13 protein-coding genes are annotated in these 14,958 nt (G+C 63.7%); 12 read left to right on the top strand and 1 reads right to left on the bottom strand.

The features are described 5' to 3' along the window. Positions 1–15: 15 nt before the first annotated feature. A complete protein-coding gene (locus ACYCVF_RS26070; RefSeq protein WP_459601117.1) occupies positions 16–1,152 on the bottom strand; it encodes a GNAT family N-acetyltransferase in 1,137 nt (378 codons plus the stop codon). Positions 1,153–1,724: 572 nt separating this feature from the next. On the opposite strand from ACYCVF_RS26070, the gene ACYCVF_RS26065 reads away from it, so the two are divergent. From ACYCVF_RS26065 to ACYCVF_RS26010, 12 genes are all read left to right on the top strand, one after another. Further along, positions 1,725–2,885: a transporter substrate-binding domain-containing protein gene (locus ACYCVF_RS26065; RefSeq protein ID WP_459601115.1), complete on the top strand. Its 1,161-nt coding sequence runs from the start codon at positions 1,725–1,727 to the stop codon at positions 2,883–2,885. Continuing rightward, complete coding sequence (locus tag ACYCVF_RS26060; protein ID WP_459601113.1) at positions 2,882–3,547, top strand: ANTAR domain-containing response regulator; 666 nt, start codon at positions 2,882–2,884, stop codon at positions 3,545–3,547. Before ACYCVF_RS26065 ends, ACYCVF_RS26060 begins: the two co-directional genes overlap by 4 nt. 10 nt (positions 3,548–3,557) lie before the next feature. Next, positions 3,558–4,811 carry an urea ABC transporter substrate-binding protein gene (locus ACYCVF_RS26055; RefSeq protein ID WP_459601111.1) on the top strand — a complete coding sequence of 418 codons (1,254 nt, stop codon included), beginning with the start codon at positions 3,558–3,560 and terminating at the stop codon, positions 4,809–4,811. Positions 4,812–4,904: 93 nt separating this feature from the next. Beyond that, on the top strand, positions 4,905–5,777 hold the full coding sequence (locus tag ACYCVF_RS26050; RefSeq protein WP_459601109.1) for an ABC transporter permease subunit: 873 nt from the start codon (positions 4,905–4,907) through the stop codon (positions 5,775–5,777). A 33-nt stretch (positions 5,778–5,810) separates the two neighbouring features. Then, positions 5,811–6,857, top strand: coding sequence for a branched-chain amino acid ABC transporter permease (locus ACYCVF_RS26045; protein ID WP_459601797.1), 1,047 nt, complete (start codon positions 5,811–5,813; stop codon positions 6,855–6,857). Beyond that, a complete protein-coding gene (locus ACYCVF_RS26040) occupies positions 6,857–7,573 on the top strand; it encodes an ABC transporter ATP-binding protein (RefSeq protein WP_061020876.1) in 717 nt (238 codons plus the stop codon). Before ACYCVF_RS26045 ends, ACYCVF_RS26040 begins: the two co-directional genes overlap by 1 nt. After that, positions 7,566–8,294, top strand: a complete 729-nt coding sequence (locus ACYCVF_RS26035) for an ABC transporter ATP-binding protein (protein WP_459601107.1) — start codon at positions 7,566–7,568, stop codon at positions 8,292–8,294. The genes ACYCVF_RS26040 and ACYCVF_RS26035 overlap by 8 nt, the downstream gene beginning before the upstream one ends. 33 nt (positions 8,295–8,327) lie before the next feature. Further along, positions 8,328–9,317: an acetamidase/formamidase family protein gene (locus tag ACYCVF_RS26030; RefSeq protein WP_459601105.1), complete on the top strand. Its 990-nt coding sequence runs from the start codon at positions 8,328–8,330 to the stop codon at positions 9,315–9,317. Between the two features lie 13 nt (positions 9,318–9,330). Continuing rightward, a complete protein-coding gene (locus ACYCVF_RS26025; RefSeq protein ID WP_459601103.1) occupies positions 9,331–11,070 on the top strand; it encodes a nitrilase-related carbon-nitrogen hydrolase in 1,740 nt (579 codons plus the stop codon). A 33-nt stretch (positions 11,071–11,103) separates the two neighbouring features. Next, positions 11,104–11,865 carry an SDR family NAD(P)-dependent oxidoreductase gene (locus ACYCVF_RS26020; protein WP_459601101.1) on the top strand — a complete coding sequence of 254 codons (762 nt, stop codon included), beginning with the start codon at positions 11,104–11,106 and terminating at the stop codon, positions 11,863–11,865. A 167-nt stretch (positions 11,866–12,032) separates the two neighbouring features. After that, positions 12,033–13,028: a Bug family tripartite tricarboxylate transporter substrate binding protein gene (locus ACYCVF_RS26015; RefSeq protein ID WP_459601099.1), complete on the top strand. Its 996-nt coding sequence runs from the start codon at positions 12,033–12,035 to the stop codon at positions 13,026–13,028. Between the two features lie 711 nt (positions 13,029–13,739). Further along, positions 13,740–14,951 (top strand): c-type cytochrome, encoded by a 1,212-nt coding sequence (locus ACYCVF_RS26010; protein ID WP_459601795.1) that lies wholly within the window; start codon positions 13,740–13,742, stop codon positions 14,949–14,951. Positions 14,952–14,958: the final 7 nt, after the last annotated feature.

Below are 14,958 nucleotides of genomic sequence, written 5' to 3'. Positions count from 1 at the left end.
TTCGTCTGCCGTCGGTCAGCGCGTGGGAGTCGGAGGGCGGGCGGGCTGCAACCTCAAATCCGATAGCCGCTTGGCCGCGCGCTTGAGCCAGGGCGCCTGCTTCAGCGCGAAGACAGCGATGGCGCCTGTTGTGCTGCCAACCTGCGTCACCGCCCACACCGGGGATGGCTGCGCGCCGAACAATTTCTTGTATGGCTCGTCGCCAATGGTGAAATCGAGCATCTGATCTCCGCGCCCGATGCAATCCCGCGCCACTTGTTCGAACATCAACGCGCCGATGGACTGGCTCTTGTAGCCGGTGATGTCGAAGGCGCTCATGATGACGAGGAATCTGTCCCGGTGGCACAGTCCCAGCACGGCGGCAATCACTTCGCCGTCCATCTTCATGGCATAGAGGCGGACAAAGGAGCCCATGCCGCGAAGCGCGACGTCGGAATAGAAGCCGTAATATGCGGGGCGCTGGAGCAGATCTCCGTCGCCCTGTGCGTGAAAGCGCGGACCGCGAAACTTCCTCATCACGTCCAGCACCTCGAGCACGGAGGCGCCGTCGCCACAGCATGAGAAGCTCAGCGTGCCCTTCTTCTGGAGCTGACGATATTTCTTTGCGAGCTCCTTTTGATAGGAGCGGTCGATCGCGCTGGCCCGCCACTGCTCGAACGGCGCGATGAGAACCGTCGCGTAGGCGTTGGTGTCCATCGATACACGGCGGGACGCGCCCAGGAGGTTTTCGATCGCAAGCCGCCCGTCGGGCAGCTTGACCATGCGCAGCAGATCGAAAGGACGGACAAGGCGCCGAATCTGCGCGCATGCAGCCGCGTCGTCGAGCAGTTGCGAAAACACGTCCGGGCTACAAACCGGCGCCAGATAATCGGAAACGCGGAGGTCGGCGAACTCGACGGTCCGTAGCGGACCGCGCCTGATCCGGAGCAGGGGCAGCACCATTGCAAGGGCGTCCGTCGCTCGGTAACGGACCACGACGACCAGAGGTGTTGCACCCGTCTCCGGCGCGAGCCTGGTGTAGAGGCTATGCAGCCAAATCGGATGCTGGAACGCCGTGGCGGCCGAACGATCGAACAGCTCTGCAAATTCCGGGGACAGAAAGTCGAACGACTGCTCGATGACGATGTCGAACGCGTTGCTAAGCTTGTTCATGAGCAATCAATGAAACCGGGTCTTTCGCGAGGGTCGATCGCGCCTGGTTCCGCTTATACCAAGGTCGTTACGGGGCAGACACCAGCAGCGCGCGATCTGCATCAATGCGTTCAACGACGTTCGTATCGTTACCAGGTTCTTAAGATGCCCGAGGCGCATGGACCCTGGGCCGAAAGAGACGCGACCGCTCGTCGTGGGAAGTGCCGACGACTTGGATTGGCATAGGCCCATCGGCAGGGCTCGACCGCGCGAGCTTCGATAGCGTGCGTCAGGTGTGAAAGCAGGGCTTCAGGTGTGCCGTCATGTCTCTGGAGTATCGATGCAGTGCTTCGGATCGGCTGCACAGTTTTGCTGCAGCACGATACGAATCGCGGCAGCTTTCGCTGCAATAACGCGCTTGACTTCGTAACTGATCTCAACGACCGTGCTACGCAAGCGTTGGGCAGTTCAGCCCGTCAACGCAACGAGCTTCAACCATTTCCAACATCGCGCGGGTTTCGCGTGCTCGGTTGGCGGCGAGGGCGCCCTCGGCTTAACGGCCGATGGGCGCCTTTTTCATTTTGGGACGAGTGATGGCGCGGACGACATATCGGATCGGCGTAATGCTCTCGACGACGGGATCCTACAGCGTCGTCGCGAGGTCGATGCTGAACGGGGCGCTGCTCGCCTTTCGCGAGATCAACGCGAGCGGCGGCGATATTGCGCTCGAGCCGGTCGTCGTGAATCCGTCCGGCGACCTCGCGAGCTATCGCTCGCTCAGCCTCGAGCTTCTCGGTTCCGGCGTCCGGCATGTGGTCGGCTGCTACACCTCGTCGAGCCGCAAGGAGGTGATCCCGTGCTTCGAGAAGCTCGATGGACTGCTGTGGTATCCCTCTCACTACGAGGGATTCGAGAGTTCCGATAACGTCATCTACACCGGCGCGGCGCCGAACCAGCACGTGCTGCCGCTCGTCGACTACCTGGCATCCCGCCTCGGTTCGCGTGCCTTCTGCGTCGGCTCGAACTACATCTGGGCCTGGGAAAACAACCGCATCTTCCGAGAGGCATTGGCTGCGCGCGGTGGCACCGTGCTCGCCGAACGGTATCTCTCGGTCGGCGATACCGAGGTCGACCAGGTGATCGCGGCAATCATCGACCAACGGCCCGACTTCGTCTTCAACAATCTGATCGGCACCAGCGCCTACGCGTTCTTCCGGGCGTTCCGGGCTGCCTGCCGCGCGCGCGGCATCGATCAGGCTGCGGAAATCCCGGTCGCGAGTTGCACGCTGTCGGAGCCGGAATTGCCGGAGATCGGCCCGGATGCGATCGACGGACATCTGTCCTCGAGTGTCTATTTTTCTTCGCTGAACTCGGCGGAGAATGGCGCCTTCATTCGCGCCTATACCACGTGCTTCCCGGATGGGCCGGTCTCGTCGGCGGACGCCGAAGCGTCCTACATCGCCGTCAAGCTGCTCGGAGCGGCCTTGTCGCAGGCGGGCACCGATGACGCCCGGACGGTCCGCGCCGCCGTGGCAGACCAGCGGCTGCACGCGCCGCAAGGCGAGGTTCGCATCGATCGCCAGACCTTCCACGCCTGGCTCACCCCTCGGATCGGCCGATCGACCGCCAGCGGGCAATTCGAAGTGCTGCTGGAATCCCGCGAGCCGATCGCGCCGGATCCCTATCTCGTTCAGTCGTCGCCGCGCTTTGCCAGCGCAATGCGCTCTCCACATTTGAAGGTGGTGCAATCATGAGCTCCCGACTGCTGCAGAACTTCAAGGGCGGCCGTGCCATCGTCGTGACCAGGCGAGGAGGGTGGGAGAGCGCGCTGGAAACGACGCTGGCCAAGCTCGGCGTTTCCACGGAGTACCCGGAAATCATCGACGGTCGCGCTCAGATCGATGTTGCTAGTCTGCAGGCCGACCGTGACATCCTGTTCATCGACGGCGATCTCGAAGGCGCCGTCGCCATTGAGGTCAATCCCGCCTCGCGATTGCCGCCGGCGCCGGTCATCGGCCTCGTCGGCGTCGAAGCCCCGAGCCGGCTCAAGGCGCTGGTCAATCTGGGCGCCACCTCATTCCTGCGCAAGCCGGTGCATGGCGGCGCGGTCTACACGTCCCTGTTCATGGGCATCAACCAGTTCCTGCTTCGCGCCGAAATGTATGAGCGCCTGCAGGGTCTCGAGGAGCGCCGCCGCGGCCGCCGCGCGGTGATCCGGGCCGTCATCCTGGTGATGCGGCAGGAGGGCCTCGACGAGGAAGGCGCCTATTCACAGCTCCGCCGCGAGAGCATGCGCGCGCGGCAGAACATGGAACTCTATTGCGAAGAGTTTCTGAGCAAGCGGGCGAAGCCGCCCGACACGTCCAGCCGCACGACCGGCATCACGCTGCAAGGCGGCAACAAGCAGGCCATCTAGGAGAAGCAAAATGAGCAAGTCTGTATTGCGGGGGCTGCGCGCCGCAGCCCTCTCGGGGACGCTTGTCCTCGGATCACCCGTTGGATCACACTTGGCGCACGCGGCGGAAAACCCGATCAAGCTCGGGGTGCTGGAGGACCAGTCCGGCGACTTCGCAGCGGCTACGATCGGCAAGGTTCACGCCATCCAGCTCGCCGCCGAGGAGATCAACAAGGCCGGCGGCATCATGGGCAGGCCGCTGGAGCTCGTCACTTACGACACGCAGTCCGACAACACCCGCTACCAGGAGTTCATGCGGCGTGTGCTCCAGCGCGACAAGGTCGACGTCGTGTTCGCAGGATTCTCTTCGGCCTCGCGCGAGGCGTACCGCCCGATCGTCGATCAGTTCAACGGTTTTGCCTTCTACAACAACCAGTATGAAGGCGGCGTCTGCGACGGCCACATGATCGTGACAGGCGCCGTGCCCGAGCAGCAGTTCTCGACGCTCATTCCCTACATGATGGAGAAGTACGGCAAGAACGTCTACACGCTCGCAGCCGACTACAATTTCGGCCAGATCTCGGCGGAGTGGGTCCGCAAGATCGTCAAGGAGAACGGCGGCAAGATGGCCGGCGAGGAGTTCATCCCGCTCGGCGTGTCGCAATTCTCGCAGAGCGTTCAGAACATCCAGAAGGCCAAGCCGGACTTCGTCGTCACCCTGCTGGTCGGTACCGCGCAGGCCTCCTACTATGAGCAGGCGGCCTCCGCCAACGTCAACCTGCCGATGGCCTCCTCGGTCAATGTCGGCCAAGGCTACGAGCACAAGCGCTTCAAGCCGCCGAGCCTGAAGGACATGTACGTCACCACCAACTACATCGAGGAGATCGACTCGCCCAAGAGCAAGGAGTTCTACGCCAAGTTCAAGGCCAAGTTTCCGAGCGAACCTTATGTGAACCAGGAGGCGGAGAACTCCTATCTCGCCGTCTATCTCTACAAGCAGATGGTGGAGCGTGCGAAGTCGACCAAGCGCGAGGAGATCCGCAAGGTGATCGCGCTGGGCGACGTCTGCATGGACGCGCCGGAGGGCAAGGTCTGCATCGACCCGAAGAGCCAGCACATGTCGCACACGATCTATCTCGCCAAGGTCGGCGCCGATCACTCGATCTCCTTCCCGAAGGTCTGGGAGGACATCAAGCCGTACTGGCTGGGTGAAGCCGGCTGCGATCTCACCAAGAAGGATCCGATGGCCCAGTACACGCCGTCGAATCCGCCGCCGAAACCCTGACCGGCGGCTGATCGCCCCGGCGCTTGCGGCGCGCCGGGGCGATCCCGGACATCTGCGCGGCGACCCCGCATCCTCTCACATCCTGGTTGATTCATGGACATCGCGACCCACGTGTTCTCGGCGCTTTATCAATTCGGCGACGCCTTCGCATTTCTGGTGCTCTCGGCCTGCGGGCTCGCGGTGATCTTCGGCATGATGGGCGTGATCAATCTTGCCCATGGCGAGTTCATCATGTGCGGCGCCTACGTCACCGCCGCGACCGTGCATGCCGGCCTTCCGCTGCCGCTGGGAATACTGGCCGGCACGCTCGTGTCGGCGCTGGTCGGCGTCGTGGTGGAGCTCGCGGTCATCCGTCATCTCTACGACCGGCCGCTCGACACCATCGTCGCGACCTGGGGGCTGAGCCTGATCGCCACGCAGGGCACGCTGATCATGGTCGGCTCGACCATGGCAGGCGTCGGCACACCGTTCGGCAGCTTCCAGGTCGGCGACTACTCCTACTCGATCTATCGCATCGTGCTGTTCTGTGCCGCATTCGGCGTGCTCGCCGCGCTCTATGCGCTGTTCAACTGGACGCGGTTCGGCGTGTTGGCGCGCGCTACCATCCAGGTGCCGCATATGGCGGCCGCGCTCGGCGTCGACACCCGCCTGATCTACAGCCTCACCTTCGCCTGCGGGGCAGGGCTCGCCGGTCTTGCCGGTGGTCTCTATGCGCCGACCATGACGCTGGTGCCAACCATGGGCGCGACCTTCATCATGGAAGCCTTCGTCACCGTCGTGATCGGCGGCGCCGACGTCTTCCTCGGTACGGCACCGGCCGGCGGCGTGCTTGCGGTGGTGAAGTCGGTGATGACGTCCTGGCAGGGACAGCTGTTCGGCCAGATCGGTCTGCTGGTCGCCGTCATCATCGTCGTCCGGGTGTTGCCGAAAGGCATTTCCGGCTTCGTGCTGCGCGAACGCACTTGACGGAGTGATCGCGTCGTGACCGGTCTCCCCGCAATGTTTCGCCGCCTCGAAGGCCCGCAGACCGTCGGTCGCGGTCCGGCCTTCTGGAGCCTGTTCGCACTGGTGCTTGCTGTCGCACTCGCGTATCCGCTGTTCAGCGACGGTTACACGGTCGGCAACACCGTCTACTTCTTCGTCTGGGTGTTCATCGCACTCAGCTTGTGCCTGATCTGGGGCTATGGCGGCTCGCTCTCCTTCGGGCAGACCGCCTTCTTCGGGATCGCAGGCTATGGCTACGGCATCCTCACCATCAATTTTGGCTCTGCCTACGGATTTACGCTGCTGGCGCTGGTGATCGCGGTAGCGATCGCCGCGCTGTTCGCGGTCCTGCTCGGCTACTTCATGTTCTTCGGACGCATCGCCGGGGTGTTCCTCGGCATCGTCACGCTCGCAGTGACCCTGATGCTGGAACGCTTCATGGCACAGACCGCGGGGCCGGAATGGCACATCGGAGCTGCGCGGCTCAACGGATTCAACGGCATGAGTGCGATGCCGCCGCTGACCATCCCCTGGCCGGGCGAGCCGATCGTGCTGTTCGCCGATGTCGGTCTCTACTACTTCGTGCTTGGTCTCCTCGTCTTCGTTTATCTGGCCTTGCGTATCCTGATGAACTCGTCTTTCGGCAACGTCATCGTCGCGATCCGTGAGAACCCCGAAAGGGCGGAGATGCTGGGTTACGACGTCCGCAAATACCAGCTCATCACCTTCGTCATCGGCGCCGCGCTCGCGGGCCTGTCCGGCGTGCTCTACACGGTGTGGGGGCAGTACATCACGCCGTCGAGCATGGGGATGACGGCCGCGTCGCTGCCGCTGATCTGGGTGGCAGTCGGCGGCCGCAGCGACCTGACGTCGACCGTGATCGGCACGCTGGTGGTGCTCGCCGCGTTCCAGGCGCTCACCATCTATGGCAGCCAGTACGCGCTGGTCTTCATGGGTGTGCTGCTGGTGCTCACGGTCCTGATCGCCCCGAACGGTCTCGTGCTCGGGGCGATGAACTGGCTCGGCCGCATCGCCGCCCGCCTCACCCAGAGGGCCGGCTGATGTCGCTGCTCGAGCTGCGCAAGCTGAACAAGCATTTCGGTGGTCTGCACGTCACCAATTCCGTGGATCTCACGCTGCAACCCGGCGAGATCCATTGCCTGATCGGCCCGAACGGCGCCGGCAAGAGTACGCTGTTCCGCCTGATCCTGGGCGAGCATCATCCCGGCAGCGGCGACATTCTCTTCGCCGGCGAGAACATCACGGCGCTGAAATCCTTTGCGCGGATTCACCGCGGCCTCTCGGTCAAGTTCCAGGTGCCCGGCGTCTTCAAGGGCCTGTCGGTCCGTCAGAATCTCGAGATCGCGCTGCAGAGCCGGCATCGCGGGGCGGAGCTGGAATCGGAGATCGGCCGGCTGCTGGCCTTCCTCGGGCTGGAATCGGAGCAGGCGCAGATCGCCGGCAATCTCAGCCATGGCCAGAAGCAATGGCTCGAGATCGGTATGGCCGTCAGCCTGAAGCCGCGGCTTCTTCTGCTGGACGAGCCCACCGCCGGCATGTCGCCCGAGGAAACCCACATGACCGGCGAGATGGTGCAGCGGCTGAATGCCGACGGCATGACGGTGCTGGCGATCGAGCACGACATGGCCTTCGTCCGGCAGGTCGCGCATCGCGTCACGGTGCTGCATCTCGGGCAGGTCTTCGCGCAGGGCTCGATCGACGAGATCGTGGCCGACGAACGCGTGGCGGCGATCTATCTGGGGCAGGCCCATGCTTGATCAGCCGCGCAAGGAAGTGATCTTGTCGACCCTGGCCTTGCGCGCCGGCTATGGTGGCAAGCCGGTGCTCCAGGGCCTCGAGATCGAGGTGCGGGAAGGGGAGATCGTGGCCGTCATCGGTCGCAACGGCGTCGGCAAATCCACGCTGATGAAGAGCCTGATAGGACTGGTACCGGCGATGAGCGGCTCGATCGTCTTTCGCGGCGAGGCGGTGGAGTCTCTTCCCGCGCACAAGCGGGCGCGCCTCGGCATGGGCTATGTCCCACAGGGGCGCGACGTGTTTCCGCGGCTGACCGTCGGCGAGAATGTCGCGGTCGGCGCAGCGATCAAGGGCGGCGGCGTTCCCGAAGCGGGCCGGCGCAAGATCGTCGAAGCTTTTCCGATCCTCGAGGAGCGTTGGCATCAACGCGCCGGCACCATGTCCGGCGGCCAGCAGCAACAGCTCGCGATCGGACGGGTCCTGATCGCCGATCCCAACCTCATCCTGCTCGACGAACCCTCGGAGGGCATCCAGCCCAACATCGTCCAGGACATCGCGCGCAACATGGTCGAGCTCAACCACAGGACCGGGGTGACGATCATCCTGGTCGAGCAGAATCTCGACATGATCCGCGCCATGGCGCAGCGCTGCTACGTCATGGACAAGGGACGCATCGTCGCAAGCCTCGATCGCGCGGCGCTCGACGACGCGGCAGAGATGCGCCGTCATCTTGCGGTTTGAAGACCTACGCCAACGACACAAGGAGAAAAGCGAATGTCCTGGCAGAAAGACTCCATCATGGCCCGCAAGGGCGTCGCCAAGGGTGAGCGCGGCACCAGCTACACGATCACGGAAAGCGAGCAGGGCAAGTACCACTACGTCTACGGCCCGTATGTGAAGCCGGTGCTGTCGGTCGACCCCGGCGCCGTCGTCTCCGCAGAGACCCATGACGCGTTCGAGGGCGCCATCAAGAAAGAGACGGACAGCCCATCGAAGATTCTCAACTTCCCATTCCTCAATCCGCAGAACGGGCCGATCCACGTCAACGGCGCCGAGAAGGGCGATACGCTCGCGGTCTATATCGAGAGCATCGTGCCGCGTGGGCCGCAGCCGCGTGGCACCACGGTGATCATGCCGGAGTTCGGTGGCCTGGTCAGTACGGGCAACACGGCGCTGCTCAATCCGGCGCTGCCCGAGCGCGTCAAGAAGCTGGAGATCGACGCCACGACCGGCACCAAATGGAACGACAAGATCACGTTGCCCTATGAGCCCTTCATCGGCACCATCGGCACCTCGCCGGAGATCGAGGCGATCTCTTCGCTGGTCCCGGATTACTATGGCGGCAACATGGATCTGCCCGACGTGGGCGTCGGCGCCATCATCTATCTGCCCGTCAACACCAAGGGTGCGCTGCTCTATCTCGGCGACTGCCATGCAGCGCAGGGCGACGGCGAGCTCTGCGGCGTCGCCATCGAGCATCCGACAGTGACCACGGTGCAGGTCGACCTGATCAAGGGCTGGACCATCGCCTGGCCGCGGCTAGAGACCAAGGACTTCATCATGACGATCGGCTCGGCGCGTCCGATGGAAGATGCAGCCCGCATCGCCTATCGCGAGCTCTGCCGCTGGATGGCGGTGGACTACGGTTTCGACGAGATCGATGCCTACATGCTGCTGACTCAGGCCGGCCGGGTGCGTCTCGGCAACATGGTCGATCCGAAATATACGCTCGGCGCTTCCATCAAGAAGTCCTATCTCGGTTGAGGCCAGCCTGCTCATGTCCACTGTGCACAAGGTCGCCACCGTCCAGTTCGAGCCGATCATGTTCGAGAAGGAGCGCAACATCGCGCGCCTGCTCGAACTCTGTGAGCAGGCGGCGGCGGCCGGCGCGAGGCTCATCGTCACGCCGGAAATGGGAACCACGGGGTATTGCTGGTTCGACCGTGCCGAGGTTCGGCCCTTTGTCGAAAGAATTCCGGGGCCGACCACCGACCGGTTTGTAGCGCTCGCACGCAAGTGTGATTGCTACATCGTGGTCGGCATGCCTGAAGTCGACGAGGACGGCATCTATTTCAACTCGGCGGTGCTCGTCGGGCCCGATGGCATTGTCGGCCGCCATCGCAAGACGCATCCTTTTATCTCCGAACCGAAATGGGCGGCCGCGGGCGACCTGCATAACCAGGTTTTCGACACGCCGATCGGACGGATCGCGCTCCTCATATGCATGGACATCCATTTTGTGGAGACCGCGCGACTGATGGCGCTCGGGGGCGCGGACGTCATCTGCCATATCTCCAACTGGCTCGCGGAGCGAACGCCGGCGCCTTACTGGATCAGCCGTGCCTTCGAGAACGGCTGCTACGTGATCGAGAGCAACCGTTGGGGACTCGAGCGGACCGTCCAGTTCAGCGGCGGGAGCTGCGTGATCGCGCCGGATGGTCAGGTGATCACGGTCCTCGACAAGGGCGACGGGTTCGCGCTGGTCGAGATTGATCTCGATATTGCGCGCGCACGCCGCGTGTTGGGCGAGCCCGTGTTCCGTCAGCGCCGGCCCGAGCTCTATCCGGAGTTGCTCACCGACACCTTCAGCTGGAATCCGCGAGATTTCTTCGGCCTTTACGGTCACGAGCCCTGGCCTGAAGGAGTACGCTCGCGCATCGGCGTGGCCCAATTCGCACCCGGTGCCAGTGTTGCGCGAAATCTCGAGGTGATCGCGAATCTTGCGCGGCAGGCCAAGGCCGACGGCGCGGAGCTCGTCGTATTCCCGGAACTCGCGGTCACCGGCCTGGTAGATCCGGAGAGATCGGCGCAGCCGATACCGGGCCCCGCCACCGAGAGCCTGCGCGCGGTCGCTGCGCAGCTTCAGATCTACATCGTCTGCGGGATGGCCGAGCGCGTGGCCGATGCCGTCCATAACAGCGCCTGCCTGATCACGCCGGATGGAGAAATCACGCTCTATCGGAAGACGCATCTCACGGAAGAAGAGCGTAGCTGGGCGACTGCGGGCGATGATTGGGCCGTGGTCGACACGCCGATCGGGCGAATAGGCCTCTTGATCGGTCATGATGCGGCGTTTCCGGAGGCGGGGAGGGTACTCGCACTTCGGGGCTGCGACATCATCGTATGCTGCGCGGCGGTCAAGGGACCCTTCGGTTCACCACATCCGGGGACTTCCGTTCTGCAGCCGGCACCGATCCCGACCGGCGCCGATCCGCATCATTGGCATCACTTCCGGGTCCGCGCCGGTGAGAACAACGTGTTCCTGGCGTTTGCCAATGTATTCGACCCGGAACGCGGCTATCCCGGCCTCAGCGGCGTATTCGGCCCCGATACGTTCGAATTCCCGCGCCGCGAAGCCATCGCAGCGGACGGCACGAACCTTGCTACCGCTCTCGTCGATACCACCAACCTCGACAGCGTGTATCCGACCAACGTCGTGCGACGAAAAGACCTCGTTTCGATGCGGATGCCACACAGCTATCGAGGGTTGGTCAGGGCTACGGCGAATAACCATTGAACGTGTGAATCTACTGGGAAGAAGGAGCCGATCATGGATCTAGGACTTGCGGGTGCCAAGGTTCTCGTCACCGGCAGCACCAAGGGGATAGGCCGTGCGATTGCGGAGACCTTTGCCGCCGAGGGCGCAAATCTCGGCATCTGTGCGCGCAATCAGGCGGACGTCGACAGCACCGTTGCAGCGCTCAAGAGCAAAGGCGTCGCGGCCTTTGGCGCTGCGGTTGACGTGTCCGATGGTGCGGCGCTCAAGGCCTGGGTAGCCGACATGGCGACCAAGCTGGACGGAATTGACGTCGTCGTCGCCAATGTGAGCGCGCTCGCCATCGGGCAGGACGATGAGAGCTGGGCCAAGGAATTCTCGACCGACATGATGGGCACTGTCCGGCTGGTGAATGCGGCCATGCCCTATCTGGAGAAGAGCCGTGCCGGTGCGATCGTCGCCATCTCCAGCGTCTCCGGGCGCGAGGTCGATTTCGCGGCCGGTCCCTACGGCACTTTCAAAGCCGCCATCATTCACTACACGCAGGGTCTCGCCAATCAACTTGCACACAAGGGTATCCGCGCCAACACGGTCTCGCCGGGCAACACCTATTTCGAAGGTGGTGTCTGGAATACCATCAAGGACAACAATCCCGACCTCTACAAGGCGGCGCTTGCGCTCAATCCCACGGGCCGGATGGGTACGCCGCAGGAGATGGCGAACGCCGTCGTATTTCTCGCAAGTGGCGCCGCCAGCTTCATCACGGGAACGAACCTCGTCGTCGACGGCGCCCTGACGCGAGGTGTGCAATTCTGAGGCCTGAAGACTGAACGCAAATCTGTCACCCGCGTCTGACCGCGTGATCGCACCGCGCCAGCGCGGCCACTGCTGCCCGCATTGTGCAGGGCAGCGATCTCCCTGCGCGGATATTCGGGACCCTTCATTCGTGCAAGATAGCCCGCTCGGTCCCGAACACGCAGAAGATGTCCCTCCTCTCACGGCGAGAACTGCTCGATGTGGCGGCGCGTCTCACGGCGCTGGCTGCCTGGCCCGGCGGTGCGACCGCCAACGATTACCCCTCCCGCTCCATCAGGCTGGTCATTCCCTATACGGCTGGCGCCGCGGGTGATCAGATCGGCCGTCCCTGGGCCGACAAGGTCGCGCCGCTGCTCGGCCCGGTCTATGTCGAGAATATCGGCGGTGCCGGTGGTGCGATCGGCTCCGCAGCGGTGGCGCAGAGCGCACCCGACGGCTACTCGCTTCTGCTCGGCAATGGCAGCACGCAGGTGACGATTCCGTTGTCCTCGGCGCAGCCTGCCTACGACACGGTTCGCGATTTCCGCGCCATCTATCGGCTGATTACAAGCACGCTTGCATTCGCGGTTCACCCATCCTTGCCGGTGAAGGACCTGCGGGAGCTGGCAGCTTTTGCGAAGGCGAACCCGGGCGGGCTTTCCTACGGCACTCCGGGGGTCGGCACCGGCAATCATCTCGTCGGAGAGATGTTCAGGCAGCAATCGGATCTTGCGGCAAATTTGATCCACGTGCCTTACCGGGGCATGGCGGCGGCTACCAACGACCTCGTCAGTGGCCAGATCAACTCGGTCATTGCGGTGGTCTCGAGCCAGAACCTGCAATTGCACTCTTCGGGCAAGCTGCGGCTGATCGCCGTGACGAGCGACCGGCGGCTGAGCGGCGCGCCGGAGATTCCGACTATCATCGAATCCGGCATGCCCGGCCTCAGATATGCCGGCTGGTTTGGCTTGTTTGCCCCAAGAGCAACCCCGGATTCGATCGTGGAGCGGATCGCTGCGGCGACACGCACCGCGATGGCTGATCCCCTGTTGCAGGAAAGCTATCGGTCGCAAGGTCTGGAGCCGGACATCGATTCAGGCCCCGACAAGTTTCAGCGCCTGGTTGAGGACGAGTTCGCCCGCCTGGCTCCCATCGTCAGGTCGATCGGCCTCAAGCGCGACTGACGCTTCTCAGAGCCGTACCGCGGACGTAGCAAACGCTTGGGCGACGGGCTCCTGGACTCGATTCAGGATCACCATTCCCGCAATCGCGATGACCAGGGCCGCGACGCAGCCAAGCAAAAAAGCCTTCACCTCAGCCTCCCTCGATTGGAACATCAAGCCATCTATACGACACGGCTTGTCGCGAGCAAGCTCGTCGCGGAGGATGCGCGAGGTGGGCTGTTGCGCTGCACGATTCGGAACGGAAGCAGGCCTCGCAAGTTTCTTGCAGGCCTAGTGAGCGCATCGGAGGCCTTGCGTGAAATTAACGAGAGCGATCTTGTGCTTCGCAGCACTCTGCTTTGTCGAGAGTTCCTTGGCCCAACCCGCGCAAACCAACCCTTCGGCGACGCAAACCCCTCCTGAAGCGAAGGGCCAGGCACAGCCGCAAGGTTGGACGGGCCCAATCAATACAGGTTCGGGTGGTGCGCCCCCCGAAAGTCCCCAAGGCCAGAGTCCGCCTGGAATGCAGGCCGCGCCGGAGGGATCCTCCAAGACCACCACGGCACCGGCCAAGTAGACCGGCGCCGGATGTTCATTTCGGCCGCCCGTTCTGGCAATCTTGAGACTGTGAACGTCAAGCAGGGCCGGCCGGAAGTGAACAGATCACCTTTCTGGACGAAGGTGGCAGTAGCGCTGTGGGCCATCTTTGCCGGTTCGTCCGTGCATGCCGACATGATCGGGCACGGTGGCCCAATACGGGCACTTGCCATTTCCTCCGATGGGGACAGCCTTCTCTCCGGCAGCTTCGACACGGCGGCTATCCGCTGGTCGCTCAAGATGGAAACCGCAGAGCAAGTGCTGCGGCATCATGCGGATGGCGTCAATGCCGTCGCCTTTCTGAGGGACGGCCGCATGATCACGGCCGGCGCCGATGCGCGAATTGCGATATGGACGGCGGGCCGCCCGCAGCCGGACCGGGTGCTGGAGGGACATGTCGCTCCGATCGTTGCGCTTGCCGTGTCGCCGGATGGGTCGCTTCTCGCATCGGCTTCATGGGATCGGACGGTGCGGCTCTGGTCGCTGTCGGGCGGCGCCTCGCACGTGCTCGAAGGGCATTCACAGAACGTCAACGGCGTCGCTTTCATGCCGGACGGCAAGTCGCTTGTGAGCGTCGGCTACGATCTGACGTTGCGCATCTGGCGTTTGCCGGACAGGCAGCCCGAAATCGTGACCTTGCCGGCGCCGCTGAACGTCGTGGCCGTGGCGCCGGATGGTGAAATCGTCACGGGCGCAGTCGACGGCACGCTGCGCATGCTGACCCCGGACGGCAAGGTCCGCGGCGAGGTTGCGGCCGGCCCGACACCGGTGGTGGCCTTGACGATCTCGGCGGACGGCTCGTTGATGGCCGCGGCCGGCATCGGCGGCACGGTGGCGATCATCGACCGCAAGTCGCGCAGCCTGCTGCGCACGTTGGTCGGGCCCGGGCTGCCGGTATGGTCGGTAGCTTTCCTCCCGGATCGCGAGACGCTGATCACCGGTGGCGCGGACGGCAAGATCCGGCGCTGGAATGGACGCACCGGCGAGCCGATCAGCTCTATCCTATCCGGCAAATCGGCCGATCCGCTGGCGGCCTATGCTGGCGACCACGGTGCAGAGGTGTTTCGCGCGTGCATTGCCTGTCACACGCTCTCGGATAAGGAGGTGCAGCGCGCAGGTCCGACACTTGCGGGACTATACGGCCGCAAGATCGCCTCGCTGCCGGGATACCGCTTTTCCGATGCGTTGAAGACCATGGACATCGTCTGGACGCCGGAGACGGTCGCGAAGCTGTTCGAGGTTGGACCGAATGCCTATACGCCCGGCACCAAGATGCCGGAGCAGCGCATCGGCTCGGCAGAGGACCGGCGCGCGCTCACCGAATTTCTGGGCCGCGCGACGCGATAGCCGCCCC

This window comes from Bradyrhizobium cedriense (genome assembly GCF_054602315.1).
Note: the sequence above shows the minus strand (reverse complement) of the source record. Positions and strands in the feature narration are given on the sequence as shown.